The organism is Micrococcus sp. HOU01 (genome assembly GCF_035609305.1).
GTDB lineage: Bacteria > Actinomycetota > Actinomycetes > Actinomycetales > Micrococcaceae > Micrococcus > Micrococcus luteus.
On record NZ_CP141211.1, the window covers coordinates 1,982,185 to 2,008,276 of the forward strand.

Consider the following 26,092-nt stretch of genomic DNA (forward strand, 5'->3'; position numbering starts at 1 on the left):
CCTCACCACTGCCCGAACCAGATGACCTGCATGCGGTGCAGCATCACGGCGATCGTGGGCCCGACCACGGCCAGCACGAGGTTGGACCACCGGGTCTTGTCCGTGACGGCCCAGCCCACGGCGATCACCGGCACGATCAGGGCGGTGAGGATGTAGCCCCAGAACTCCCAGCCGGGGCCGTTCAGGGTGTCCCCGCCGAGCTGGCGGACGGCGGCGGCCGCGGCGTAGACGAGCGTGAACAGCTCGACGGCGGCCACCGAGAGGATCGAGGCGTCCGCGGGGTGGCGGCGGATCGCCGTCATCACCACGCAGACCACGAACGAGACGGCACCGATCACCAGTCCCGTCCAGAACCAGGCGTCGAGGATCATGCGGTCCTTCCCTGTCCCGGCCCCTCGGCCGGGGCGAACACGAGCTGGGGCTTGGCGACGTCGGCGCCGCGGCGGCGCACGTCGGAGACGAGGGCGATGACGCGGCCGTCCGGCGCGCGCCCGGCGACGAGCGTCTCACCCGTGCCGGTGGGCGCCACGACCCGCCCGAAGGCGAGCTCGTGGGCCTCGTGCTCCGTCAGCTCGCGCACCGGGAAGAGCCCGGCGGCGGCCTCGGAGAGCTCGGTCATCGCGAAGCGCTCCGCGAGGGCCTCGAGCGAGAGCGCGTCGGCCACGTCGAACGGGCCGACGGCGGTGCGGCGCAGCGCCGTGAGGTGCCCGCCGGTCTCGAGGGCCTCGCCCAGGTCGCGGGCGAGCGCCCGGATGTAGGTCCCGGAGGAGCAGCGCACGGTGACGTCGAGGTCGACCAGCCGGCCGCCGTCGAGCCGGCGCAGCTCGTGCACCGTGAACTCGTGCACGGTGACGGGGCGGGCGTCGAGGGTGACGTCCTCTCCCGCGCGGACGCGGTCGTAGGCGCGCCGGCCCGCCACCTTGACGGCGGAGACGGCCGAGGGCGCCTGCAGGATCTCGCCCGTGAGGGCGGCGACCTGCTCGGCCACGCGCTCGGGCGTGACGGCGTTGGCCAGCCGGGTCTGCACGACCTCGCCCTCCGCGTCGTCCGTGACGGTCGACTGCCCGAGCCGGATCGTGGCCGTGTACGTCTTGTCCGTGCCCGTGATGGCGGTCAGCAGGCGCGTGGCCTTGTTGACGCCGACCACGAGCAGGCCCGTGGCCATGGGGTCCAGGGTGCCGGCGTGGCCCACCTTGCGGGTGCCCGCCAGCCGGCGGACCCGCCCGACGACGTCGTGCGAGGTCCACCCCTGCGGCTTGTCCACGAGGACGACCCCCGACGCCTCCGTTCCCGGCGCGTCGGGGGCCTGTCCCCCGGTGCTGCGTGCGCTCACCGTGCCGCGGGCCTCAGGCGCGCGGGGCGTCGTCGGCGTCGGCGTCCGGCTCGGCGGTGCGGTACGGGTCCGCGTCACCGGCGTACGACGCGCCCTCGCGCGCCTTCGCCAGCTCGGCGTCCCGCTCCTTGGCCGCGCGGAGGACGTCCTCCAGGTGTGCGGCCGCCTCGGGGACGGTGTCCGCCACGAACTCGAGCGTGGGCACCAGGCGGATGGTGAGCCCGCGGCCCACCTCGCGGCGCAGGATGCCGCGGTTCTCCTGGATGCCCTCGTGGGCGGCGGCCACCGTGGCCTCGTCGCCCAGGACGGTGTAGTAGACGGTGGCGTGCTGCAGGTCGTTGGTCACGCGGACCTCCGTCACGGTGACGGGCTCCACGCGATCGTCCTTGACGCCGCGGCGCAGCGCCTCGGCCACGAGGACCTTGATGCGCTGGGCCAGGCGGCCGGCGCGTGCCGGATCGGCCATGGTGCGGTTCCTTCCGGTGGTGATGGTTCAGAGGGTGGGACGCGGAAGGCGGGGGCCCGTGCGGGCCCCCGCCCCGGCCGTCAGACGCGCGGCTTCTCCTGCATCTCGAAGGTCTCGATCACGTCGCCCTCCTTGATGTCGTTGAAGCTGCCCAGGCCGATGCCGCACTCGTAGCCCTCGCGGACCTCCGTGGCGTCGTCCTTGAAGCGGCGCAGCGACTCGATCTTGAGGTGCTCGGAGACCACCACGCCGTCGCGCACCAGGCGGGCCTGGGCGTTGCGGCGGATGAGGCCCGAGCGCACGAGCGAACCGGCGATGTTGCCCCACTTGGAGGAGCGGAACACCTCGCGGACCTCGGCCGAGCCGAGCTCGACCTCCTCGTACTCCGGCTTCAGCATGCCCTTGAGCGCGTTCTCGATGTCGTCGATCGCGTCGTAGATCACGCTGTAGAAGCGCATGTCCACACCCTCGCGGTCGGCCAGGTCGGCGACCCGCTCGGCGGGGCGCACGTTGAAGCCGATGATGATGGCGTTGTCCACGGTCGCCAGGTTCACGTCGTTCTGCGTGATGGCGCCGACGCCGCGGTGGATGACGCGCAGCTGCACCTCGTCCTCGCCGACCTCGATCTTGAGCAGCGAGTCCTCGAGCGCCTCGACGGCACCGGACGCGTCGCCCTTGATGATGAGGTTGAGCGTGTCCAGCTTGCCCTCGGCCACGGCCTGGTCGAAGTCCTCCAGGGTGATGCGCTTGCGGCGCTTGGCCAGCTGGGCGTTGCGGTCCGCGGCCTCGCGCTTCTCCGCGATCTGGCGGGCGGTGCGCTCGTCGTCGGTGACGAGGAACGAGTCGCCGGCCCGCGGCACCGCGGACAGGCCGAGCACCTGGACGGGACGCGACGGATCGGCCGCCTCCACGGCGTTGCCGTTCTCGTCGAACATGGCGCGCACACGGCCGTGGGCGGAGCCCACCACCATGGTGTCGCCCACGCGCAGCGTGCCGGTCTGCACCAGCACGGTGACGACGGCGCCGCGGCCCTTGTCGAGGTTGGCCTCGATGGCCACGCCTCGGGCGGCCTTGTGCGGGTTCGCCGTGAGCTCGAGGGCGGCGTCCGCGGTGAGCAGGATCGCCTCGAGCAGCTGGTCGATGTTGATGTTGTTGCGCGCGGAGACGTCCACGAACATCGTGTCGCCGCCGTACTCCTCGGGCACGAGGCCGTACTCGGTGAGCTGACCGCGGATCTTGTCCGGGGCGGCGGTGTCCTTGTCGATCTTGTTGACCGCCACCACGATCGGCACGCCGGCCGACTGGGCGTGGTTGAGCGCCTCGACGGTCTGCGGCATGACGCCGTCGTCGGCCGCCACCACCAGCACGGCGATGTCGGTGACCTTCGCACCGCGGGCACGCATGGCGGTGAACGCCTCGTGACCCGGGGTGTCGATGAAGGTGAGGCGACGCTGCTCGCCCTCGTGCTCCACGGGCACCTGGTAGGCGCCGATGTGCTGGGTGATGCCGCCGGCCTCACCCTCGATGACGTTCGAGGAGCGGATGGCGTCCAGCAGACGCGTCTTGCCGTGGTCCACGTGGCCCATGACGGTGACGACCGCGGGGCGCGGCTCGAGGTCGGCCTCGTCCTCGTTGGCCGCCTCGGCCTCGAGGTCGATGTCGAAGGCCTCCAGCAGCTCCTTGTCCTCGTCCTCCGGGGACACGATCTGGACCTTGTAGCCCAGCTCGTCGCCGAGCAGCTGGAAGGTCTCCTCGTCGAGGGACTGGTTGGCCGAGGCCATCTCGCCGAGGGTGAAGAGCACCTTCACCAGGTCGGCGACGTCGGCGCGGATCTTCTCGGCGAAGTCGGCCAGGGACGCGCCGCGGCGCAGACGCAGGACGGTGGTGCCGTCGCCCTTGGGGACCTTGACACCGCCGATCTCACGCGTGTGCTGCTGCTCGAACTCCTGGCGCTTCGCGCGCTTCGACTTGCGTCCCCTGCGTGGGCCGCCGCCGCGCCCGAAGGCGCCCTGGGCGTTGCCGCGACCGCCACGGCCGCCCGGGCCGCCGGGACGACCCGGGCCGCCGCCGGGGCCGCCGCCCGGACGGCCACGGCCGCGGGCCGGCTGCGGGGCCGGGGTGATCTGCTTGGGCATCATGCCCGGGTTCGGACGCGGCCCACCGGGGCGGGGGCCGCCGGCGCCCGCGGCCGGGCGCGGACCGCCCGGACGGGGCCCGCCGGCGCCGGCCGGCGGACGGGGGCCGCCCGGACGAGGCGCGCGGTCCTCACGACCGGAGCGCATGCCCTGCGAGGGGGCGAACGGGTTGTTGCCCGGGCGCGGAGCACCGCCACGGCCGCCCGGGCGGGCGCCCGGGCGAGGCCCGGCGGAGCCGCCCTTGGGGCTGAACGGGTTGTTGCCGGGGCGCGGGGCGCCCGGCTTGGGCGCGGACGCACCCGGCTTGGGCGCGGATGCTCCCGGCTTGGGCGCGGCGGCGCCCGGCTTCGGCGCGGCCGACCCCGGCGTGGCCGACGGCTGCGGAGCCTTCGGGGCGGGGGCCGGGGCGGCCGGGGCCTGGGCGGCCGGCGTCGGTGCGGCGGGGCCGGGGGTCGGGGCGGCGCCCGGCTTGGGCGCGGCGGTGCGGCCCGCGGCGGGACCGGGCACCGGGGCGCCGGCGTTCGACGTGGGGGCCGCGGCGCGCGGCGACGGGGCGGCGCCCGGCTTGGGCGCGGCGGGACGGCCTGCGGCCGGGGCGGCGGGCGTGGAACCGGGCTTGGCGGCGGACTTGCCGGCGCCCGGGTAGGCGTTGCGCAGCTTCTTGACCACCGGGGGCTCGATGGTGGACGAAGCCGAGCTGACGAACTCGCCGAGGTCCTTGAGCGTGCTCAAGGCCTCCTTCGAGGTGATGCCGAGCTCCTTGGCGAGCTCATGGACGCGGACCTTGGCCACGGTTCTCCTGTTCTGGCCCCACGGGCCGGAACGGAGCCGCTCGGGCTGTCCGTCTCAGCGCGTCCTGGGACCGTTGACGTTGCTCCAGGCCGTCGCGCGCGCCACCAGGGCACGCGCACCACGGCCTGCCTGATAGCAGGGGGTGAAGTTCATCGCTGGGCACTCATGCTTCAGTGCTCATCGGGTACGCATCAGATCTCTGACCCGCCTTCATCTGTCGGTCTGTCAGCCGGTGCCTCCGCGGTGCGGACCAGCGCGTCGGCGTCGACGGCGGACCGGAAGGCCCGCCCGAACGCGCGGCGGCGCAGGGCGAGGTGGAGGCAGTCCTCGCCGGGGTGCAGCCAGGCACCCCGGCCGGGACGGCGTCGTCCCGGGTCCCAGACGACGGATGGGGGTTCCGTCGAGGAGTCCAGGGCGACGCGCACCAGCTCTTGCTGGTCCGCCCTCGATCGGCATCCGATGCAGGTGCGCACGACCGTCCGAGACGTCATGCGTTCACCCCTCACGGGCGTCGGATCGAGAAAGGACCTCATCCATCCTAGCGCGTCCGGGCCCGGATCTGTTCCCGGGGACGGTCAGCGTCCCGGGGCGGAGGTGGTGACCCCGTCGCCGACGATGTCGATCCGCCAGCCCGTGAGCTTGGCCGCGAGGCGGGCGTTCTGGCCCTCCTTGCCGATGGCCAGGGACAGCTGGTACTGCGGCACCACGGCGCGGGCCGAGTGCTGGTCCGCGTCGAGGATCTCCACCGAGACGGTCGTGGCGGGCGAGAGGGCGTTGGCGATCATCGCGGCGGGGTCGTCCACGTGGTCGACGATGTCGATCTTCTCGTCGTTGAGCTCCGTCATGACGGCGCGCACGCGGCTGCCCATCTCGCCGATGGAGGCGCCCTTGGCGTTCACCCCGGGGCGGGTGGCGCGCACGGCCATCTTGGTGCGGTGGCCGGCCTCGCGGGCCAGCGCCGTGATCTCGACCGAGCCGTCCGCGATCTCCGGGACCTCGAGCTCGAAGAGCTTGCGCACGAGGCCGGGGTGCGAGCGGGACACCGTGACGGACGGGCCCTTGGCGCCGCGCGTCGCGGAGACCACGTAGGCGCGGATCCGGCGGCCGTGCGCGTAGTCCTCGCCGGGCACCTGCTCGGGCGGCGGGAGGACGGCCTCGAGGGTGCCGAGGTTCACCTGGACCATCTGGCGGTTCAGGCCCTGCTGGATGACGCCGGAGACGAGCTCGCCCTCCTTGTCCTTGAACTCGCCGAGGACCTTGTCGTCGTCCTCCTCGCGCATGCGCTGGATCATCACCTGGCGCGCCGTGGAGGCGGCCACCCGGCCGAAGCCGTTCGGGGTGTCGTCGAACTCGCCGATGGGCGTGTCGTCCTCGTCCAGCTCCGTGGCCCACACGGTGACGTGGCCGGTCGCGCGGTCGATCTCCACGCGGGCGCGCTTCAGGGCCCCCGGGGTGCGGTGGTACGCCATGAGCAGGGCCTGCTCGATGGTGGGGATGAGGCGGTCCATCGGGATCTCCCGCTCCGCCTCCAGCATGCGCAGCGCGCTCATGTCGATGTCCAACTCATGCCTCCGTGTGCTCGGCCGTGTCCTCGCCCGCGGCGGCGTCGGCGTCGCCGGCCTGCTGAGCGGGGCTCCACTCTACCTGCACGATCGCCGGGCCGAGGCGGTCGAGGGCGACCCGCTCGGCGGGCAGCTCCTTGGCCTTCATGCCCTTCTTCGCGGGCGGGCGCACCACGGCCAGCTCGACGTCGTCGTCCGTCACGTCCTTCAGGCGGGCGGTCACGGGCGCGGCGCCGTCGACCGAGACCTCGACGAGACGGCCGACGTTGCGGGCGAAGTGGCGGGGCTCGGTGAGCGGGCGGTCCACGCCCGCGGTGGTGACCTCCAGCAGGTACTCCCCCGCGCCGACGCCGGGCACGTGGTCGCCCAGGGCGTCGAGGGCGGCGGAGACCCGGCCGGAGAGGCGGGCGACGTCGTCCAGGCTCAGACCCTGGGTGCCCGACGCGCGGTCGAGGACCACCTCGACGGTGCGGTGCTCGCCGGTGCCCGTGGCGCGCACCTGCTCCACCACCACGTCGTCGGCCGCCAGGGCCTCCTCGACGCGGGTGCGCAGCTCGGCGAGGTCGTCGCGGCGGTCGGTGCTGTCCATGGGGTGCCTCACTCGTCGGGTCGGGGCCGCCACGCCACGCGGGCGGGGGCCGGGGTCGGGATCCGGGGCCGAGCCTACCGGCGGCCCACGGCGGGGCCGAGTGCTCCCGACCGGGTCGGACGGGCCGAGGTCAGCGCAGCAGCGGGGCGAGGGTGTCCGCGCCGACCTTGACGATGAGCGCGGCCACCACCGTGAGGTACACCACGCGGATGAAGCCGGTGCCGCGGGCGATCGCCATGCGGGCCCCCACGTAGCCGCCCACGAGGTTGGCCGCGCCGAGCAGCAGCCCCAGGCCCAGCACCGCGTGCCCCGAGGGCACGAAGTACGCGAGTGCGCCGAGGTTGGTCGCGAGGTTGACCACCTTCGCCTGTGCCGAGGCGTGCAGGAAGTCGAACTTGAGCAGCAGGACCAGCCCCAGGATGAGGAACGTGCCCGTGCCGGGGCCGAGGACGCCGTCGTAGAAGCCCACCGCCGCGCCGAGCGCCACGGCCCGGGCCAGCGCGGTGCTCCGCCCCGGTCCCACGCCGGCGACCTGCCCGAGGCCCGGGCGCACGGCCGTGAACACGGCGACGGCGATCAACGCCACCAGGATCACGGGCCGGATCACGCCGGCCGACAGATGCGCGGCGACCACGGCCCCGCCCAGGGCCGCAGCGAAGGCGACGGCGGCCATCGGCAGTGCGGTGGACAGGTCCTGCCGCAGGCGCCGCCGGTAGGTGAGCGCCGACGTCGCCGTGCCGAACACCGAGCCGAGCTTGTTGGTGGCCAGGGCCTGGATCGGGCTCAGCCCGGGCACGAGCAGCAGGGCCGGCAGCTGCAGCAGGCCGCCCCCGCCCACGACGGCGTCGATCCACCCCGCCGCGAAGCCCGCGGCGAGCACGAGGACGAGCAGTCCGGCGGTCAGCTCGACGGCGCCGAACCACTCAGCGCCCGTCGCGCACCTCCGCGAGCACGGCCGCGACGGCCCCGTCCACGGGCACGGGGCGCGCCTCGCCGGTGGCACGGTCCTTGAGCTCGAGCTCGCCGTCGGCCAGGCCGCGGCCGATCACCACGGTGGTGGGCACGCCGATGAGCTCGGCGTCCTTGAACTTCACGCCGGGGCTGACCTTCGGACGGTCGTCCACGAGCACGGTCAGGCCCTCGGCCTCGAGGCCCGCGGCGAGGGTCTCGGCGGCGGCGAGGCCGTCCTCGCCCTTCGTGGCGACGACGACGTGCACGTCCGCCGGGGCCACCGCGCGCGGCCACGCCAGGCCCTTGTCGTCGTGGTAGCGCTCGGCGATCGCGGCGACGGCGCGCGTGATGCCGATGCCGTAGGAGCCCATGGTCACCACGACCTGCTTGCCGTGAACGTCGAGGACCTTCAGGTCGAGGGCCTCGGCGTACTTGCGGCCGAGCTGGAAGATGTGGCCCATCTCCATGCCGCGGCGGGTGTGCAGCGGGCCGGAGCCGTCGGGGGCCTGGTCGCCCTCGCGCACCGCGGTGGCCTCGAGCACGCCGTCCCACGTGAAGTCGCGGCCGGCCACGAGGCCGAACACGTGGCGCTGGTCCGCGTTCGCGCCGGTGATCCACGCGGTGCCGGGGGCGATACGGGGGTCCACGAAGAAGGGCAGGCCCGAGACAGAGCCCTCCGCGCCGAGGACCGGGGTGCCCTCGACCGCGTCGGCCGCCGCGGGGCCGATGTAGCCCTTGACCAGGGCGGGGTGCGCGGCCAGGTCCGCGGCGGTCGCGGCCTCGAGCGTGGGCTCGCCGACCACGCCGAGCGCCGGGCCCACGGAGGCCTCGAGACGCTTGAGGTCCACCTCACGGTCGCCGGGCACGCCCACGACGAACGGGCGGCGCTCACCGCCGTCCACCACCGCGGTGACCACGACGCACTTGAGCGTGTCCGCGGCGGTCCACGGCTCGCCGTCGCGCGGGGCCAGCTGGTTGGCGACGTCCACGAGCGCGGCGATGGTGGTGGAGACCGGGGTGTCCTTGACCTCGGCGGCGGGCAGGGCCGCCATGGCCGCCTCGTCCAGCGGGGCGGGGGCCACCGTGGTGACGGCCTCGACGTTGGCGCGGTAGCCGCCGTCGGACTCGACGAAGGTGTCCTCGCCCACCTCGGTGGGGTGCAGGAACTCCTCGGAGCGGGAGCCGCCCATCGCACCGGAGGTGGCCCGCACCGGCACGACCTCGAGGCCGAGACGGTCGAAGATCCGCAGGTAGGCGGCCCGATGGGCCTCGTACGCGGCGTCCAGGCCGGCGTCGTCCACCGTGAAGGAGTAGGAGTCCTTCATGATGAACTCGCGCCCGCGCAGCAGGCCGGCGCGCGGGCGGGCCTCGTCCCGGTACTTGGTCTGGATCTGGTACAGGTACGCGGGCAGGTCCTTGTACGAGGAGTACAGGTCCTTCACCAGGAGCGTGAACATCTCCTCGTGCGTGGGGGCCAGGAGGTAGTCGTTGCCCCGGCGGTCCTGCAGGCGGAACAGTCCGTCGCCGTACTCGTCCCAGCGGCCCGTGGCCTCGTAGGGCTCCCGCGGCAGCAGCGCCGGGAAGTGCACCTCCTGGGCGCCGATCGCGTCCATCTCCTCGCGCACGATCCGCTCCACCTTGGCCAGCACCTTCAGGCCCAGCGGCAGCCACGAGTAGATGCCCGGGGCCGCGCGACGGATGTAGCCGGCACGGACGAGGAGCCTGTGGCTCGCCACCTCGGCCTCCGCCGGGTCGTCGCGCAGGGTGCGCAGGAACAGGGTGGACATGCGCAGGGGCATGACGGGGCCTCCTCGGACGGGCTCGCGCGGTCGGGGGGCGGCGCGCGGGACGGGACGACGCCGGCACGGGGGTGCTCGGCGTCCTGACCGCCGATCCTATCGTCCGCGCAGGGTCCGCCGGGTCAGTACAGGACGGTCGCGAACGTGCCGCGCCGCTCGAACCCCACGCGCTCGTACGTGCGCAGCGCGGGGGTGTTGTACGCGTTGACGTAGAGGCTGACCACGGGCGCCTGGAGGCGCACGTAGTCCACGACGGCGGCCATCGCCGACGCCGCCAGCCCTCGGCCGCGCGCGGCGGGGGCCATCCACACGCCCTGGATCTGGGCGCACCGGGAGGAGAGCAGCCCGATGTCCGCCTTGAAGCGCAGCGGGCCGCCCGCGTCGCGCGGGCCCGGGTCGATGAAGACGCGCCCCGCGTGGATCAGCCGCTCGACCCGGTCCCGGTACTGGGCCGCGCCCCCGGCGAACGGGGAGAAGCCGAGCTCCTCCTCGAACATCGCCGCGCTGGCCGGCAGGACGCGCGCGGAGTCGCGTGGCTGCGCCTGCACCACGGACGGGTTCGGGTCGATCCCCCCGGCCGTGCCCAGCACGAGCAGCGGCTGGTCGGGGCGCATGGACCGGGACCGGTGGCCCGCGGCGGCGAGGGCCTCGCCGGCGGCCAGCACGGGACCGGCCGGGCCGTAGACCGACCCGTACCGGCGGCGCAGCGCGGCGGCCGCCGCGCCGAGCGCCTCCGCGTCGCCCGGCGCCCAGCCGGCGTCCGGGGCCTCGGACGCGGCGACCGGCACCACGTTCGAGCCGATCCAGACGGCCGCGCGCAGCCCCCCGGCGCCCGGGGCGTCGTCGTCGATCCCGAGGAACAGGGTGCCCGCCGCTCCCCCGCGCGGGCCGGCCAGGCGGCCCGCCTCGAGCAGGGAGTCCACGAACACGTTGGACACGGGGGCGCGGGCGGACAGGGCCGCGAGCGCGGCGGTGTCCGCGTCGGTCAGCAGGCGGACGCGGTCACCCGTGGCGGCCCGGACCTCCCGGTCAGTGGACGGAGACCACCGGGGCACCGGCGGCAGCCTGGTCACCGCCGTCCTCCCCCAGGTCCATCTCACCGGCGATCCGGTTGGCCTCCTCGATGAGGGTCTCCACGATCTGGTCCTCGGGCACGGTGCGGATGACCTCGCCCTTGACGAAGATCTGGCCCTTGCCGTTGCCGGAGGCGACGCCGAGGTCGGCCTCGCGGGCCTCGCCCGGCCCGTTGACGACGCAGCCCATGACGGCCACCCGCAGCGGGACCTCGAGGTCCTTGAGGCCCTCGGTGACCTGGTCGGCCAGCGTGTACACGTCCACCTGGGCGCGGCCGCACGACGGGCAGGAGACGATCTCGAGCTTGCGCTCGCGCAGGTTCAGGGACTGCAGGATCTGCAGGCCCACCTTGACCTCCTCGACCGGCGGCGCGGAGAGGGAGACGCGGATGGTGTCGCCGATGCCTTGGCCGAGCAGGTAGCCGAAGGCGGTGGCGGACTTGATGGTGCCCTGGAAGGCCGGGCCGGCCTCGGTGACGCCGAGGTGCAGCGGCCAGTCGCCCTGCTCGGCGAGCAGCTCGTAGGCGCGGGCCATGATCACCGGGTCGTTGTGCTTGACGGAGATCTTGAAGTCCTTGAAGCCGTGCTCCTCGAAGAGGGAGGCCTCCCAGACGGCGGACTCGACGAGGGCCTCCGGGGTGGCCTTGCCGTACTTCTGCAGCAGGCGCGGGTCCAGGGAGCCGGCGTTGACGCCGATGCGGAGGGAGGTGCCGTGGTCCGAGGCGGCCTGCGCGATCTCCTTGACCTTGTCGTCGAACTTCTTGATGTTGCCCGGGTTCACGCGCACGGCGCCGCAGCCGGCCTCGATCGCCGCGAACACGTACTTCGGCTGGAAGTGGATGTCCGCGATCACGGGGATGGTGGACTGCTGGGCGATGACCTTGAGGGCCTCGGCGTCCTTGTCCGTGGGGCAGGCCACGCGGACGATGTCGCAGCCGGCGGCCGTGAGCTCGGCGATCTGCTGCAGGGTCGCGCCGATGTCGTGCGTCTTGGTGGTGGTCATCGACTGCACCGAGACGGGGTGCTGCGAGCCGACGCCCACCGAGCCCACCCGGATCTGCCGGGTGGTGCGGCGCGGGGCCAGCACGGGCGGCGGGGCGGACGGCATTCCAAGGCTGACGGGCACGGCAGCGCTCCTCACGGTTCTCGGGGGTGGCGGCTGCGGGCCGCCGGTCTGAGGCCCATCCTAGGGCCCGGACCCGGGTGCGGGCCGAGGGCCGGGGCCCGTGCACCCGGTCACTGGAAGGAGACGAACCAGGGACGCGGCTCCACCGCCATGGTCTCGGCGGGCGTGAACATGGGGGTGTCCTCGTCGAGGAAGTTCTTCCACCCCATCCACCAGTGCTCCGGCAGGTCCTTGAGCAGCCACTCCCAGGTGTTCATCTTCAGTGCGGGGTGCCCGTGGCCGTCCGCGTGGAGCACCAGCGCGAGCCCGTCCCGGTCCACGATGTCGGGTCGCTCCTCGATCATGGTGAGGCGGAACTGGTGGAGCATGAGGATCTTCTCCGGCAGCTCCTCGCGGGCCACGAGCTCCGCGAGCCACTGGCTGGTCTCGTTGACCTCGGCCGCGGTCACCTGGCCGATGTCCTCCATGTGCATCTGGCCCGGGCGCAGACGCCACTCCGGGTCGAGGGCCAGGCCCACGTGGGGCTCGCTGAGCAGGTCCTCGAACTCCCGGGCCTGGGTCAGGAAGTCCGCGAAGCCGGGCTGCAGGTCCAGGATGACGTGCACCCCGGCCTCCCCCGCCCCGGCCACCCACTCCTCGAGCCGGTCCCGCCGGACGGGCCGCGAGTAGTCGCCCGTGGGGCCCTCGTCGGCGGTGGCCATCGTCGTGATGATCTCGAACGCGGGCTGGACGGGCTCGTCCGCGTGGACCTGGTAGGCCTCGGCCAGCGCGTGGGCCCGGTCGATCGAGGCGGGCAGGTCCTGCTCCCCGAGGAGCCCGAGCTGCGGGACGCCGGGCGTGCCGTACAGGGCCACGAGACGGCGGTCCGGGAACATCCGGCGGCCGCCGCCGGGCAGCTGCGTGCTCGGCGTCGGCGTCGGGGTGGGAGTGGCGGAGGTCGGCGAGGCGGCCGGCGTGGCGGACGGCGCCCCGTCCTGTCCGCCCGCCGCGCCGCAGCCGGTCAGGCCGGCGGCGAGGGAGCCGAGGCCGAGCAGGGCCGCGCGTCGGGTCAGTGGGTTCGGGGACGGGGAGATGCCGGAGGAGGTCACCCTGCCAGCCTAGGGCGTGTTGCTAAAGGAGGGTAGTCAGCCAGTGCAGTGTCGCTGCGAGGCTGAGCCCGGCGTGATAGTTCCGGGCGTACTTGTCCGAACGCATCGCGATCCCTCGCCACTGCTTGAGCCGGTTGAAGCACCGCTCCACGACATTGCGTCCCCGGTAGCGCTGGCGCTGGTCTTCACCGAAGTCGATCGGCCGGCCCGGGCGTCTGCGCCGGTGCGTGATCTGATCGGCCCGCTCGGGGATCGTGGCCGCGATGCCATGCCGGCGCAGCCAGGCCCGGTTGGCCTTCGAGGGGTAGCCCTTGTCTGCAATCAGGCGGTCAGGCCGTATCCGGGGCCGCCCACGGGCCCCGGCAACGCTGATCTGCTCCAGCGTGGTGGCCAGCATCGAGGTGTCCGCCACCTGCCCGCCGGTCACCACGAACGCCAGCACCCTGCCCTTGCCATCACAGACCAGATGATTCTTCGTCGTCAGACCGCCGCGGGAGCGTCCGATGGCATGGTCAGCCGGCTCGTCCGCTGACTTCTTGTCGTTCATCCAAGCCCCCTGTGGGGCGGGGCAGGGTCGCCCCGTGCTGGTGGAGGCGCACGATCGTGGAATCGATCGAGGCCACCCAATCCAGCTCGCCAGCCTGCTGTGCCATGGACTGGGTCTTCTCCAGCACCCGCTCCCACACGCCCTGGGCGGCCCACCGGTTGAAGTTCTTGTAGATCGTGTTCCAGTTCCCGAACCGCTCGGGCAGATCCCGCCACGGCGCCCCCGTGCGGAAGCGCCACGCGGTGGCCTCGACCACCGCGCGCCGATCCACCGGCGGCCGACCGGTGGACTTCGGCGCGGGGAACAGCGGGCCGATCACGGCCCAGACCTCGTCCGAGATGACATCACGCGACATGACCCCAGACTCGCGCATCCACGTCCCCGAACCCTTTAGCAACACGCCCTAGCCGACGCCCGGGCGGCCGGACGCCGTGAGACGCCCCTGACCTGCGCGGATGCGCGAGGCCCGAGACCCGGCGGACGCTCAGAACAGGCGCACCGGCTCCACGATGTCCGCCACGATCAGGATCACGCCCATCACGAGCATCGCCCCGGCCACCACGTAGGTGACCGGAAGCAGGCGCGCCAGGTCGAACGGCCCGGGGTCGGGCCGGCCGGTCAGGCGGGCGACGCCGCGACGCACCGCCTCCCACAGCGCACCGGCCACGTGGCCGCCGTCGAGCGGGAGCAGCGGGATGAGGTTGAACACCATGAGCGCCACGTTGACGCCGGCGATCAGGGACATCAGCAGGGCGGCCTTGTCCACGAGCGTGGCCTCCTCCAGGGAGGCGGCCTCGCCGGCGATCCGGCCCACGCCCACCACGGACATCGGCCCGTCCGGGTCGCGCTCGGCCGGGGTCACCACGGCCACGGCGGTGTCCCACAGCCGCTGGGGCAGCACGAGGACCACGTCGACGACGCCGCGCACCTGCTGCGCGACGAGGGGCCCGGCGTCCAGGGGCGTGCCGCGCACGGTCTCGATCTGCGAGCCCATGCCGATGAACCCGACCTCCTGGGTGAGCGCGGACCCGTCCGGGGCGCGCTCGGGCCGGCCGACGGCGTCCGTCACCGGCCGCTGGGTCAGCCGCGGGGTGATCGTGGCGGAGTCGCGCTCGCCGTCGCGCACCCACTCGATGGACGTGGGCCGCCCGGCCCGCTCGCGGATCGCCGCGGACAGGGCGTCCCAGTCGGAGACGGGGCGCCCGTCGAAGGCCACCACCGTGTCCCCGGGGCGCAGTCCCGCCTCGTGGGCGGGCCCGGCGGGGTCGCCCGGGCGGCAGTCCTCGGTCCCGCCCGAGGCGGCGCGGGCCTGCTGCTCCTGCGTCGTGACCACGCACCGGTAGACCTCGGCGACGGTGGTGCTCGGCTGCGAGGTGCCCACCGTCGTGACCAGCAGGGCGGTGACGCCCAGCGCGATGAGCAGGTTCATGAACGGCCCGCCGAGCATGATCACCACGCGCTTCCACACCGGCAGGGCGAGGAAGCGGCGGTGCTCGTCGCCGGGGCGGACCTCCTCGGCGGCCTGGGCCCGCGCGTCGTCGGCCATGCGGCCCAGCTGCTGGACGAAGCCCGTGGACGCCGTGCGGGGTGTCTGCCCGGGCCGCGGCGGGGGCAGCATCCCGATCATCGCGACGTAGCCGCCCAGCGGGACGGCCTTGAACCCGTACTCCGTCTCGCCGCGGCGCCACGAGACGAGCGTCGGGCCGAAGCCGATCATGTACTGCGTGACGCGCACGCCGAAGAGCTTGGCCGGGACGAGGTGGCCGACCTCGTGCAGGGCGATCGAGACCGCCAGGCCCAGTGCGACCGCGAGGACGCCCGCGACGTACCAGAGGATCTCCACGACGGTCACCAGCGGGCCCGCGCCGCACGGCGCGCCCAGGCCTCGGCGGCGAGCACGGCGTCCACGGTGAGCGCGGCGGGCGCGGGGTCGTGGCCGGCCGCGGCGAGCACGTGCTCGGGGGCGTAGTCGGCGACGACGGCGCGGACCGTGTCCACGATCCCGTCGAAGGGCAGGGCGCCGGCGTGGAAGGCGTCCACCGCCTCCTCGTTGGCGGCGTTGAACACGGCCATGTGGGTGGGCGAGGCGGCCGCCGCCTCCTTCGCGGCCCGCACGGCGGGGAAGGCCTCCTCGTCGAGGGGTTCGAAGGTCCAGGTGGCCGCCCGCGTCCAGTCGCAGGCCGGGGCCGCGCCCGGGAGCCGGCGCGGCCAGCACAGCCCGAGGGCGATGGGCAGGCGCATGTCCGGCGGGGAGGCCTGGGCGAGCGTGGACCCGTCGACGAACTCGACCATCGAGTGCACCACGGACTGCGGGTGGACCACGACGTCGATCCGGTCCAGGGGCACGTCGAACAGCAGGTGGGCCTCGATCACCTCGAGGGCCTTGTTCACGAGGGAGGCGGAGTTGGTGGTGACGACGCGGCCCATGTCCCACGTGGGGTGGGCGAGGGCCTGGGCGGGCGTGACGGCGTGCAGGGCGGCGCGGTCCAGGCCGCGGAACGGCCCGCCCGAGGCCGTGAGCACGAGGCGGCGGACCTCGTCCGCCGTGCCCCCGCGCAGCGCCTGCGCGAGCGCGGAGTGCTCGGAGTCCACCGGCACGAGCTGGCCCGGCGCCGCGGCCGCCTTCACGAGGGCCCCGCCGACGATGAGCGACTCCTTGTTGGCCAGGGCCAGGCGGTGGCCGGCGTGCAGCGCGGCGAGGGTGGGCCGCAGGCCGATCGAGCCCGTGATCCCGTTGAGCACGGTGTCGGCGCCGGGCCACGCCGCGATCTGCTCGGCGGCGCGTGGCCCGGTGAACAGCACGGGTCGGGGGGCCGGGCGCCCGAGGCGGGCGGCGGCGTCGGCGAGGGCGGCGCGCAGCTCCTCCTCCCCCGCCGCGGCGGAGCCCACCGCCTCGACCTCGAAGCGCACGGCCTGCTCGGCCAGCAGGGTCGTGTTCGCCCCGCCCGCGAGCGCGACGGCCCGGAGCCGGGCGGGGTCCTGGGCGATCACGTCGAGGCCCTGGGTGCCGATCGAGCCCGTGGAGCCGATCAGGGCGACGGCGCGCGGGGCGCCGTCGTCGTCCGCCGGGGCGGGGGCGGGCAGCGTGTAGTCGGTGAGGGATCCGTGCGTCACCCCGCCATGATGCCAGCCGGGCCTGGACACGGACGGGGGGCCGACCGGACGGACGCCGCGCCGCGACATCCCGCCCCGCCGACCCCCGTGGGACCGGGTCAGCCGCGGATCAGTGCTGCACCGGCTTCTCGGCGCCGATGCCGGTGAGGGAGCGGACCTCCATCTCGGCCTGCTTGTCGGGGTCCTCGGCGCGCGACGAGGTCACCGAGCCGAGCCAGCCGAGGAAGAAGGCCAGCGGGATGGAGACGATGCCCGGGTTCTTCAGCGGGAACACCGCGAAGTCCGCGCCCGGGATCATCGAGGTCGGCGTCCCGGACATCACCGGGGACAGGACGATCAGGATGATCGCGGAGAGCAGTCCGCCGTACATCGACCACACCGCGCCGCGGGTGGTGAAGCGCCGCCAGAACAGGGAGTAGAGGATGGTCGGCAGGTTCGCCGAGGCCGCCACCGCGAAGGCGAGCGCCACGAGGAACGCCACGTTCTGGCCCTGGGCGGCGATGCCGCCGACGATCGCCAGGACGCCGATCACCACCACGGTGATCTTGCCGATCCGCACCTCCTCCTGCGGGGTGAGCGGGTGCTTGGCGATCACGGAGCCGTACACGTCGTGGGCGAAGGACGCCGCCGCCGTGATGGCCAGGCCCGCGACCACCGCGAGGATGGTGGCGAACGCGACCGCCGAGATCAGGCCCAGCAGGATGGAGCCGCCGAGCTCGAACGCCAGCAGCGGGGCCGCGGAGTTCTGCCCGCCGGGCGCGGCCGTGATGCGCTCGGGGCCGATCAGCGCGCCGGCACCGTAGCCCAGCACGAGGGTGAACAGGTAGAACGCGCCGATGAGGACGATGGCCCACACCACGGACTTGCGCGCCTCCTTGGCGGTGGGCACCGTGTAGAACCGCATGAGCACGTGCGGCAGGCCGGCGGTGCCGAGCACGAGCGCGATGCCCAGGGACACGAAGTCGAGGCGGGTCAGGGCGCTGGCGCCGTACTGCAGGCCCGGCTCGAGGATCGCCTCGCCCTTCGGGTTCATCTCGACGGCGGCCCCCAGCAGGGCGTTGAAGTCGAAGCCGAACAGGGCCAGCGACCACACGGTCATGATCCCCGCGCCGGCGATCAGCAGGATCGCCTTGATGATCTGCACGTAGGTGGTGCCCTTCATGCCGCCGATCAGCACGTAGACGATCATCAGCACGCCCACGATCACGATCACGAGGGCCTGGCCGGCCCGGTCGTTGATGTTCAGCAGCAGGGACACCAGGCCGCCGGCGCTGGCCATCTGGGCCAGGAGGTAGAAGAGGCAGACGGCCATGGTGCCGAAGGCGGCGGCGATGCGCACGGGACGCTGCTGCAGGCGGAAGGACAGCACGTCCGCCATGGTGAACTTGCCGGTGTTGCGCAGCAGCTCGGCCACCAGCAGCAGGGCCACGAGCCACGCCACGAGGAAGCCGATCGAGTAGAGGAAGCCGTCGTAGCCGTAGAGGGCGATCGCGCCCACGATGCCCAGGAACGAGGCCGCGGAGAGGTAGTCACCCGCGATGGCCGTGCCGTTCTGGGTGCCGGAGAAGCCGCGGCCGCCGGCGTAGTAGTCGGCCGAGGACGCGTTCGTCTTGGACGCGCGGATCACGATCACGAGGGTGACCACCACGAAGGCGACGAAGATGCCGATGTTCACGGCGGGGTTGCCGACCGTCTGCGGGGCGGCCTGGAGCAGGGGGGTGAGCGCGCTCATCGCGTGGCCTCGGGGTTCTCGTGGGCGCCGGCGGCCTCGCGCTCGAGGCGCTCACGCAGCGCGGTGGCGCGGGGGTCCAGGGTCCGGTTGGAGAAACGGACGTAGGCGAAGGTGATCAGGAACGTGGTGACGAACTGGAGCAGGCCGAGGATCAGGCCGAGGGTGATGTTGCCGCCGAGGCGGATCGCCATGAACTCGGGGAAGAACGCGCCGACGATCACGAACACCAGGTACCAGACGAAGAACGCCACGGTCATGGGGAAGGCGAAGGATCGGTGGGTGCGCCGGAGCTCGATGAACTCCTCGGACTGCTGCGCGGCGCGGAACTGCGCGGCCGTGGGGACCGGCGCCGTGGGCTCGCTGGATGACATGGGCCCTCCGGGGGTGCGTAGGACGGATCAGTGTGAGACAGATCACTGTGATGACAACCACACTCTGGCGGGCGGAGGGGTGCGCCGTCAAGCGCGCCCCGGGGCCGTGCGCCCGTGTGACAGCCCCGGGGCGCAGCCGTGCGGACGCGGACGCGCCCCGACGGCACGGGGCCGCCGGGGCGTGGAGCCGCCCAGGAGCCGGTCAGGCGCTGCCCGGCCGGGGCGTGTCCGCGCGGCGCAGGAGCGCGCGAGCCTGGGCGAGGACCACCTCGTCGACCATCGCCCCGTCCAGCTCGAAGGCCCCGTGCCGCCCCTCGGCCGCGGCGAGGACGCGCCGGGCGCGCTCGACGGCCTCCGGGGCGGGCGTGTAGGCGGAGCGCACGACGGGCACCTGGCGCGGGTGCAGGCACACGGTCGCGGTGCAGCCCAGGGCGACGGCGTCCTCGGCCTCGGCGGCCAGCCCGGCCTCGTCGACGAGGTCCAGATGGACGGCGTCCCACGCGGCCACCCCGTGCGCGGCCGCCGCCAGCAGCACCGTCGCGCGGGCGTGCTGGACCACGGAGCGGTAGGCGCCCCCGGGGGTGCGGGAGGAGCTGCCGCCCATCGACGCCACGAGGTCCTCGGCGCCCCACATCAGCGCACCCACGTGCGGGTGGGCGGCCAGTTCGGCGGCGGCGAGGATCCCGGCCGCGGTCTCGCACAGGGCGACGACGCGGGTCTGCGGTCCGAGGGCGGCGACGACCCCGTCCACCTGCGCGGCGGACTCGGCCTTGGCGAGCATGAGCGTGCGCCAGCCCGTCCCGGCGAGCATGGCCAGGTCGGCGTCGTGGTCCGCGGTGCCCGCGGGGTTCACGCGGACCACCACGCGGTCCCCGTCCAGCGGGCCGCCGTCGACCCCGCAGGCCCGCCCCGCCCAGGCCGCCGCGACGGCGTCGCGCGCGGCGGGCCGGGCCTCCGGGGTGACGGCGTCCTCGAGGTCGAGGATCACCGCGTCCGCGCGCTCGAGCGCCGTGGCGTACCGCTCGGGGCGGTCCGCCGGGGTGAACATGACGGCCGGTCCGAGGGTCAGCGCGCTCATGCCCGCTCCCCCGTGCCTGCGGCGTCGGCGGCCTTCGCCTTGGCCTCCGCGTGCGCCTGCGCGGTCCACATCAGGCAGGTGCGCTGGGCGCGGACGACGACGCCGCCGTGCTGGTTCTCCCCCGTCATCGCGAACGTGACGATCCGCTGCCCCGGCCGCGAGGAGGACTCGCGGATCGCGGTGACCTCGGAGCGCCCGTAGAGCGTGTCCCCGTGGAAGACCGGCTTCGGGAACGCGATCTCCCCCAGGCCGAGCTGGGCCACGAGCGTGCCCTGCGTGGTCTGCCCGACGGCGAGGCCCACCAGGGTGGACAGCGTCAGCATCGAGTTGACCAGCGGTCGGCCGAACGGCTGGGCCGCCGCGTACGCGTGGTCCAGGTGCAGGGCCTGCGGGTTCATGGTGAGGGTGGTGAACAGGACGTTGTCCGCCTCGGTGAGCGTGCGGCCGGGCCGGTGCAGGTAGACCTGACCGACCGCCAGCTCGTCCGCGTAGCGGCCCCGCTGCTCGATCTCGACGCGCTCCGGCACGTCAGAGGCCCAGCTCGCGGGCGATCAGCATGAGCTGCACCTCGGTGGTGCCCTCGCCGACCTCGAGGATCTTGGAGTCGCGGTAGTGACGGGCCACGAGGGTCTCGTTCATGAAACCGTAGCCGCCGAACACCTGGGTGGCGTCCCGGGCGTTGTCCATGGCGGCCTCGCCGGCGATCAGCTTGGCCATGGCGGCCTCGGTCTTGAACGGCTTGCCGGCCAGCATCTTCCGGGCGGCCTCGTAGTAGGCCAGGCGGGCGGCGTGCGCGCGGGCCTGCATGCGGGCGATCTTGAAGGACACGGCCTGGAACTGCCCGATCTTCTGGCCGAACGAGGTCCGCTGCTTGGCGTAGGCGACCGACTCGTCCACGCAGCCCTGGGCCGCGCCGGTGGCCAGGGCCGCGATGGCGATGCGGCCCTCGTCCAGGATCTCGAGGAAGTGGGCGAAGCCGCGGCCGCGGGCGCCCAGCAGGTTCTCCTCCGGCACGCGCGCGTCCGTGAAGTGCAGGGCGTGGGTGTCCGAGGAGTTCCAGCCGACCTTGTCGTAGGCCTTGGCCACGGAGAAGCCCTCGGTGCCGGCGGGCACCAGGATCGTGGAGATCTCCTTGGCGGGGCGGCCGTCGTGGCCGGTCCTGCCCTCCACCGTGCCGGTCACGGCGGTGACGGTGACGAGGGAGGTGATGTCCGTGCCGGAGTTGGTGATGAACTCCTTGGCGCCGTTGATGCGCCACTGGCCGTCCTCGAGCGCGGCGGTGGTCTGGGTGCCGCCGGCGTCGGAGCCCGCGCCCGGCTCGGTGAGGCCGAAGCCGGCCAGGTGCGTGCCGGCCACGAGGTCCGGCAGCCAGCGCTGCTTCTGCTCCTCGGTGCCGAACTTCAGCAGCGGCATGGCGCCCAGGGAGACGCCGGCCTCCAGGGTGATGGCCACGGACTGGTTGACGCGGCCGAGCTGCTCGAGCGCCAGGGCCAGGGCGAAGTAGTCGCCGCCCATGCCGCCGTACTCCTCGGGGAACGGGAGGCCGAACAGGCCCATCTCGCCCATCTGGGCCACGATCTCGTACGGGAACTCGTGCTGGGCGTCCAGCTCGGCGGAGACCGGGGCCACGACCTCGTCGGCGAACTCGCGGACGGTGTCGGAGAGGACCTGGTAGTCCTCCTCGAGGGCGGGCAGGGTGCGGTGCTTGGTGCTCATGGTCCTCTCCTGTTCTCAGGTGTTCTCTGCGGGTGCTGCGTGCTCGGCGGGCTCGACGACGGCGATCAACGCCTGCGCGGCCACGGCGTCGCCCTCGGCGACGTGGACGGTCACGACGCCGGCGACGGCGGCCGTGACGGGGTGCTCCATCTTCATGGCCTCGACCACCGCCAGCTCCTGGCCCGCGGCCACGGTGTCCCCGGTGGCCACGGACACGGCGACGACGGTGCCCGGCATGGGCGTGCGGGCCTCGGGGGACGCTGCGCCGGCCGGGGCACGACGCGCGGCCGCGGCCGCGCGGGCGGCCTCGACCACCTCGGCCCGGGTGAGGCGGCGGACCTGCCACGCGGCGCCGTCGCGGTGCAGCCACGCTGAGCGTGGGTCCCGCGGGTCACCGGCCAGGAGGTTGACGCCCGCCAGGGCTCCGGCGTCTTCGTCCACCTCGGCGTCGGCGGCGGGGGCGGTGAGGATGCGGTCCTCGTCCCCGACCCGCACGCGCATCCCGGGCTGCGGGGCGCCCGCGCCGCGCCAGCCGTCCGCCCGGGCCCACGCGGTGCCGGCCGCGCGCTGCTCGGCGGCGGCCGCGTCCTCGGACACGTCGGCCAGGGCCTCGGCCGCGAGGGCGGCGAGGTCCTCGGGCAGCGCGGGGGCGGTCCACGCCTCGAGGCCGTCGATCAGCTCGGTGGTGAGCCGGCCGGTCCGCACATCCGTGCGGGCAGCGAGCTCGCGCAGCCAGCCCAGGTTGGAGCGGACGCCGAACAGCACGGTGTCCGCGAGCGCGGCGTCGAGCCGCTCGAGGGCCTCGGTGCGGTCGGCGCCGCGGGTGATGAGCTTGGCGATCATCGGGTCGTAGAAGCCGGTGATCTCGGGCTGAGCGCCGTCGACGTCCACGGGGTCCACGGCGCCGACGGCGGTGGCGGGCCGCGCCTGCGGCCCGGAGCCGAACGCGCGCTCCTCGGCCGGCCGGGAGGGCAGCAGGAGCGTGTCGACGCGGACGCCCTCGCCGGCGGGCTCGCGCCAGCGCAGCACCGGCCCGGTGGAGGGCAGGAAGCCGTTCGCGGGGTCCTCCGCGTAGACGCGGGCCTCGACGGCGGCGCCGTCGAGGGTCACGTCCGCCTGGGCGAAGCCGAGCGGCTCCCCCGCGGCGATGCGCAGCTGCAGCTCCACGAAGTCCAGGCGCTGTCCGCGCACCCGGACGACCTCCTCGGAGACCGGGTGCTCCACCTGCAGGCGGGTGTTCATCTCCATGAAGAAGAACTCATCCGGGTTCTCGTCCGAGACGAGGAACTCGACGGTGCCGGCACCGCGGTAGCCCACGGACACGGCCGCGTCCACGGCGGCCCGGCCCAGGCGCTCGCGGAGCTCGGCCCCGTGCGCCAGCCCGGTCAGCAGGGGCGCGGGGGCCTCCTCGATCACCTTCTGGTGGCGGCGCTGCAGGGAGCACTCGCGCTCACCCAGGTGCACGGTGGCGCCGTGGGCGTCCGCGAACACCTGCACCTCGATGTGCCGGGGCGCGGTGATGAGCCGCTCGAGCAGCAGGGTGTCGTCGCCGAACGCCGAGCGCGCCGTGCGCCGGGCCGAGGCGAGGGCGCCGGGCAGCTCCTCGGCGGCGCGCACGGCCACCATGCCCTTGCCGCCGCCGCCCGCGGAGGGCTTGATCAGCAGCGGGAAGCCGACGCGCTCGGCCTCGGCCGTGATCTGCTCGTCGGTGAGCGTGGGGTCCTGGATGCCGGGGACCACCGGCACGTCGTACGCGGCCACGGTCTCCTTCGCGCGGATCTTGTCCGCCATCGCGTCGAGCGAGGCCACGGGAGGGCCCACGAACACGATGCCGGCCGCGTCCAGTGCGCGGGCGAAGTCGGCGTTCTCGGACAGGAAGCCGTAGCCGGGGTGCACGGCCTGCGCGCCGGTGCGGCGCGCGGCGTCGACGACGGCGTCGATGTCCAGGTACGACTCGCGAGCCGGGGCCGGGCCGAGGCGGACCGCCGTGTCCGCCTCGCGGACGTGCCGCGCGTCGGCGTCGGCGTCGGAGTGCACGGCCACCGAGCGGATGCCGAGGCGGCGCAGGGTGCGGAGGACGCGCACGGCGATCTCGCCGCGGTTGGCCACCAGCACGGTGTCGAACAGGGGCGTCCCCTGGGCGTGGTTCTCGGTCACGGGTGCCTCACATGCGGAACAGGCCGAACCGGGAGTCCGGCAGCGGGGAACGGGAGATGACGTCGAGGGCCAGGGAGAGCACCCGGCGGGTCTGGCCGGGGGTGATCACCCCGTCGTCCCAGAGGCGGGCGGTGGAGTACAGGGGGCTGCCCTGGTCCTCGTACTGCCGGCGGACCGGCGCCTGGAAGGCCTCGACCTCCTCGGGGGACATCGGCTCCTCCCCCGCGGCGGTCCGCTGGTCCTGCTTGATCTGCGTGAGCACGGAGGAGGCCTGCGGGCCGCCCATCACGGAGATGCGCGCGTTCGGCCACATCCACAGGAAGCGGGGTGAGTAGGCGCGGCCGCACATCGCGTAGTTGCCGGCGCCGAACGAGCCGCCGATCACCACGGTCAGCTTGGGCACGCGGGCGGTGGCGACGGCGGTGACCATCTTGGCGCCGTCGCGCGCGATGCCGCCGGCCTCCGCGTCCCGGCCCACCATGAAGCCGGAGATGTTCTGCAGGAACAGCAGCGGGATGCCGCGCTGGTCGCACAGTTCGATGAAGTGCGCACCCTTGCGGGCGGAGTCGCCGAACAGGATGCCGTTGTTGGCGAGGACGCCCACGGGATGGCCGTCGATCCGCGCGAACGCGGTGACCAGGGTGGTGCCGTGGAGGGGCTTGAACTCGTGGACGGAGCCGCCGTCCACGAGGCGGTCGATCACCTCGCGCACGTCGTAGGGGGTGTTCACGTCCACGGGCACGACGCTGGTCAGTTCGGCCGGGTCCTTGGCGGGCTCCGCGGCGGGGGCGACCTCCCAGGCCGGCGCCTCGGCCGGGGGCAGGGTGGCCACGATGTCCCGGAGGATCTGCATGGCGTGCAGGTCGTCGTCCGCCAGGTGGTCCGCGACGCCGGAGCGCTCGGCGTGCAGCCGGCCGCCGCCGAGGTCCTCGGGCGAGACGTCCTCCCCGATCGCGGCCTTCACGAGCGGGGGGCCGCCGAGGAAGATGGTGCCCTGCTCGCGCACGATCACGGTCTCGTCGGACATGGCCGGCACGTACGCGCCGCCCGCCGTGGAGGAGCCGCACACCGCGACCAGCTGCGGGATGCGCCGCGAGGAGAGCAGCGCCTGGTTCCGGAAGATGCGGCCGAAGTGCTCGCGGTCCGGGAAGACCTCGTCCTGGCGGGGCAGGAACGCGCCGCCGGAGTCCACGAGGTAGATGCACGGCAGGCGGTTCTCCAGGGCGATCTCCTGGGCCCGCAGGTGCTTCTTCACCGTCATGGGGTAGTAGGTGCCGCCCTTCACGGTGGCGTCGTTGCCGACCACCATCACGAGGCGGCCGTGGACCAGGCCGATGCCCGCCACGACGCCCGCGGCGGGGCTGTCCCCGTCGTACAGGCCGTGCGCGGCCAGCGCGCCGACCTCGAGGAAGGGCGAGCCCTCGTCGAGCAGCGCGTCGATGCGGTCCCGCACCAGCAGCTTGCCGCGGCCGGTGTGGCGCTCGCGCGAACGCTCGGGCCCGCCGAGCGACGTGCGGGCGACGAGGTCGGCGAGCTCCTGCTCGAGCCGGGCGTGGCCGGCCGCGTTGCGCTCGGCCACGGTGGGCGCGGACTGCGCGGCCGGGGCCGGGGTGCTGGCGGTCATGGGACCCCCTTCAGTGAATGACGACTAACTGAACCGAGCCTCAGTGTAGTGACGATCGTCACTGACGTCGACCGGGCGCCCGGCGCGCCTCGTCCCGTCCTACAGTGGATCCCATGCCCGCCGTCGATCCCGCGTCCCCCACCGCCCCGGCGACCCCGCCGACCGCCCGGGAGGCCGCCAAGGCCCGACGCCGGGTGGACCTGCTCGCGGCCGCGGCGCGACTGTTCGCGGCCCGGGGCTTCGACGCGGTCCGCCTCGAGGACATCGGCGCCGCCGTCGGGATCAGCGGCCCCGCCATCTACCGCCACTTCGCCGGCAAGGCCGCCGTGCTCACGGCGATCCTCGACACGGCCTCGCAGGACCTGCTCGACGGCGGGCTGGCCGCCGAGGCGCAGCACGCGCCGGGGGCGGAGACCCTGCGGGCCCTCATCGGCTTCCAGGCGGACTTCGCCCTCGCCCAGCGCGACGTGATCCGCGTGCAGGACCGCGACATGTCCGCCCTGCCCGACGGCGCGCGCACGGCCATCACGCGCACCCAGCGCGCCTACATCGACGTGTGGGCACGCCAGCTGCAGGTCGTCCACCCCCACGAGGACCAGGCCACCGCCGTGTTCCGCGCCCAGGCCGTGCTGGGCCTGCTCAACTCCACCCCCCGCTCGGTGCGGCGCACCGCAGCCGACCGCGCGGCCCGCCGCGCGACCCTCGTGGCCATGGCCTGGGCCGCGGCCACGGCCCCCGGGCCGCTGTCCGGCGAGGACTGAGCGGGCGGCACCGGCCCGGCGGGCCGGCGTCGTGCCCGGTGGTACGGTGGCCGGTACCCGCGACGGCGGACGCCGTCG

Annotated in this window: 22 protein-coding genes and 1 pseudogene; 1 reads left to right on the forward strand and 22 read right to left on the reverse strand. The window is 74.1% G+C overall.

From position 1 onward, the window contains the following. Positions 1-2: 2 nt before the first annotated feature. The 22 genes and pseudogenes from SOY78_RS09080 to SOY78_RS09185 form a co-directional block, all read right to left on the reverse strand. A complete protein-coding gene (locus SOY78_RS09080) occupies positions 3-371 on the reverse strand; it encodes a hypothetical protein (RefSeq protein ID WP_002855305.1) in 369 nt (122 codons plus the stop codon). Next, complete coding sequence (gene truB / locus SOY78_RS09085; protein ID WP_036314979.1) at positions 368-1,264, reverse strand: tRNA pseudouridine(55) synthase TruB; 897 nt, start codon at positions 1,262-1,264, stop codon at positions 368-370. Before truB ends, SOY78_RS09080 begins: the two co-directional genes overlap by 4 nt. Before the next feature lie 82 nt (positions 1,265-1,346). Then, complete coding sequence (gene rbfA, locus SOY78_RS09090) at positions 1,347-1,799, reverse strand: 30S ribosome-binding factor RbfA (RefSeq protein ID WP_036336697.1); 453 nt, start codon at positions 1,797-1,799, stop codon at positions 1,347-1,349. Between the two features lie 80 nt (positions 1,800-1,879). Next, positions 1,880-4,726: a translation initiation factor IF-2 gene (infB, locus tag SOY78_RS09095; protein WP_324701451.1), complete on the reverse strand. Its 2,847-nt coding sequence runs from the start codon at positions 4,724-4,726 to the stop codon at positions 1,880-1,882. Between the two features lie 191 nt (positions 4,727-4,917). Next, a complete protein-coding gene (locus SOY78_RS09100) occupies positions 4,918-5,259 on the reverse strand; it encodes a YlxR family protein (protein ID WP_180537167.1) in 342 nt (113 codons plus the stop codon). A 42-nt stretch (positions 5,260-5,301) separates the two neighbouring features. Next, positions 5,302-6,288: a transcription termination factor NusA gene (gene nusA / locus SOY78_RS09105; RefSeq protein ID WP_180537166.1), complete on the reverse strand. Its 987-nt coding sequence runs from the start codon at positions 6,286-6,288 to the stop codon at positions 5,302-5,304. A 1-nt stretch (position 6,289) separates the two neighbouring features. Continuing rightward, the gene (gene rimP, locus SOY78_RS09110; RefSeq protein WP_216880410.1) at positions 6,290-6,877 is read right to left on the reverse strand and encodes a ribosome maturation factor RimP; all 588 of its coding nucleotides are present in this window, start codon (positions 6,875-6,877) and stop codon (positions 6,290-6,292) included. Positions 6,878-7,007: 130 nt separating this feature from the next. Then, positions 7,008-7,757: a sulfite exporter TauE/SafE family protein gene (locus tag SOY78_RS09115; RefSeq protein ID WP_324701452.1), complete on the reverse strand. Its 750-nt coding sequence runs from the start codon at positions 7,755-7,757 to the stop codon at positions 7,008-7,010. 43 nt (positions 7,758-7,800) lie between these two features. Next, the gene (locus SOY78_RS09120; protein WP_216880412.1) at positions 7,801-9,627 is read right to left on the reverse strand and encodes a proline--tRNA ligase; all 1,827 of its coding nucleotides are present in this window, start codon (positions 9,625-9,627) and stop codon (positions 7,801-7,803) included. 122 nt (positions 9,628-9,749) lie between these two features. Next, positions 9,750-10,682, reverse strand: a complete 933-nt coding sequence (locus SOY78_RS09125) for a GNAT family N-acetyltransferase (protein ID WP_324701453.1) — start codon at positions 10,680-10,682, stop codon at positions 9,750-9,752. Further along, positions 10,657-11,808: a flavodoxin-dependent (E)-4-hydroxy-3-methylbut-2-enyl-diphosphate synthase gene (gene ispG / locus SOY78_RS09130; RefSeq protein ID WP_216880335.1), complete on the reverse strand. Its 1,152-nt coding sequence runs from the start codon at positions 11,806-11,808 to the stop codon at positions 10,657-10,659. Before ispG ends, SOY78_RS09125 begins: the two co-directional genes overlap by 26 nt. A gap of 128 nt (positions 11,809-11,936) precedes the next feature. Continuing rightward, positions 11,937-12,914: a hypothetical protein gene (locus SOY78_RS09135; RefSeq protein WP_235186489.1), complete on the reverse strand. Its 978-nt coding sequence runs from the start codon at positions 12,912-12,914 to the stop codon at positions 11,937-11,939. Between the two features lie 22 nt (positions 12,915-12,936). Then, positions 12,937-13,834 (reverse strand): annotated as a pseudogene (locus SOY78_RS09140) (IS5 family transposase). A 111-nt stretch (positions 13,835-13,945) separates the two neighbouring features. After that, positions 13,946-15,313, reverse strand: coding sequence for a M50 family metallopeptidase (locus tag SOY78_RS09145; protein WP_216880334.1), 1,368 nt, complete (start codon positions 15,311-15,313; stop codon positions 13,946-13,948). Next, positions 15,310-16,545 carry a 1-deoxy-D-xylulose-5-phosphate reductoisomerase gene (gene dxr, locus SOY78_RS09150; protein ID WP_181743484.1) on the reverse strand — a complete coding sequence of 412 codons (1,236 nt, stop codon included), beginning with the start codon at positions 16,543-16,545 and terminating at the stop codon, positions 15,310-15,312. The genes SOY78_RS09145 and dxr overlap by 4 nt, the downstream gene beginning before the upstream one ends. Positions 16,546-16,684: 139 nt before the next feature. Next, entirely contained in the window at positions 16,685-18,307 is a 1,623-nt protein-coding gene (locus tag SOY78_RS09155) for a cation acetate symporter (RefSeq protein WP_324701454.1), read from the reverse strand. Next, positions 18,304-18,678 carry a DUF485 domain-containing protein gene (locus SOY78_RS09160; RefSeq protein WP_041104222.1) on the reverse strand — a complete coding sequence of 125 codons (375 nt, stop codon included), beginning with the start codon at positions 18,676-18,678 and terminating at the stop codon, positions 18,304-18,306. The genes SOY78_RS09155 and SOY78_RS09160 overlap by 4 nt, the downstream gene beginning before the upstream one ends. 202 nt (positions 18,679-18,880) lie before the next feature. Next, a complete protein-coding gene (locus tag SOY78_RS09165) occupies positions 18,881-19,756 on the reverse strand; it encodes an HpcH/HpaI aldolase/citrate lyase family protein (RefSeq protein WP_141843219.1) in 876 nt (291 codons plus the stop codon). Further along, entirely contained in the window at positions 19,753-20,283 is a 531-nt protein-coding gene (locus tag SOY78_RS09170) for a MaoC family dehydratase (RefSeq protein ID WP_324701455.1), read from the reverse strand. Before SOY78_RS09170 ends, SOY78_RS09165 begins: the two co-directional genes overlap by 4 nt. A gap of 1 nt (position 20,284) precedes the next feature. After that, positions 20,285-21,472 carry an acyl-CoA dehydrogenase family protein gene (locus tag SOY78_RS09175; protein WP_317676430.1) on the reverse strand — a complete coding sequence of 396 codons (1,188 nt, stop codon included), beginning with the start codon at positions 21,470-21,472 and terminating at the stop codon, positions 20,285-20,287. A 15-nt stretch (positions 21,473-21,487) separates the two neighbouring features. Then, positions 21,488-23,629, reverse strand: coding sequence for an acetyl/propionyl/methylcrotonyl-CoA carboxylase subunit alpha (locus tag SOY78_RS09180; protein WP_317676431.1), 2,142 nt, complete (start codon positions 23,627-23,629; stop codon positions 21,488-21,490). 7 nt (positions 23,630-23,636) lie between these two features. Next, positions 23,637-25,253, reverse strand: a complete 1,617-nt coding sequence (locus SOY78_RS09185) for a carboxyl transferase domain-containing protein (RefSeq protein ID WP_324701456.1) — start codon at positions 25,251-25,253, stop codon at positions 23,637-23,639. A 113-nt stretch (positions 25,254-25,366) separates the two neighbouring features. Here SOY78_RS09185 and SOY78_RS09190 point away from each other — a divergent pair, with 113 nt between their 5' ends. Then, positions 25,367-26,014 (forward strand): TetR/AcrR family transcriptional regulator, encoded by a 648-nt coding sequence (locus SOY78_RS09190; RefSeq protein ID WP_217564823.1) that lies wholly within the window; start codon positions 25,367-25,369, stop codon positions 26,012-26,014. Positions 26,015-26,092: the final 78 nt, after the last annotated feature.